The sequence below is a fragment of the Amycolatopsis nivea genome, assembly GCF_004522235.1.
Taxonomy (GTDB): Bacteria; Actinomycetota; Actinomycetes; order Mycobacteriales; family Pseudonocardiaceae; genus Amycolatopsis; species Amycolatopsis nivea.
The window spans coordinates 1-604 of sequence record NZ_SDLT01000115.1; the positions used below are offsets into that span (position 1 = coordinate 1).

The window sequence follows — 604 nt, forward strand, 5'->3', positions numbered from 1 at the left end:
CACAGCAAATTCCACGAGCTCGCTGCTACTCGGGAACACCAAACAAACACACGCAACATGTTTTCGCGTACGGGACTCTCACCCACTCCGGTCCGCCATCCCAAGCGGTTCCACTAACACGCGCGCACATTCCGAGGACTGTCAGATCCTCGACGCTGGGTCCCACAACACCGCCTGCACAACGCCTGACAGCTTGACATGCAAACGGTTTAGCCTCTTCCGCTTTCGCTCGCCACTACTNCATGCAAACGGTTTAGCCTCTTCCGCTTTCGCTCGCCACTACTCACGGAATCACTTTTGTTTTCTCTTCCTGCGGGTACTGAGATGTTTCACTTCCCCGCGTTCCCTCCACACCGGCTATATATTCACCGGCGGGTAACACCACATCACTGGTGCTGGGTTTCCCCATTCGGAAATCCTCGGATCACAGCTCGGTTGACAGCTCCCCGAGGCATATCGCAGCCTCCCACGTCCTTCATCGGCTCCTGAAGCCAAGACATCCACCATGTGCCCTTAACAACTTGACCACAAAGATGCTCGCATCCACTCTACAGTTCTCAAACACCACACCAGAAACAACGTGTGTTGCCTCAGGACCCAACAG

The 604-nt window shown here is 55.1% G+C and carries 1 rRNA gene; it reads right to left on the reverse strand.

The window, feature by feature from the left end:
* Positions 1–527: ribosomal RNA gene (locus tag EIZ44_RS44465) — 23S ribosomal RNA — on the reverse strand; the annotation flags it as partial.
* Positions 528–604: the final 77 nt, after the last annotated feature.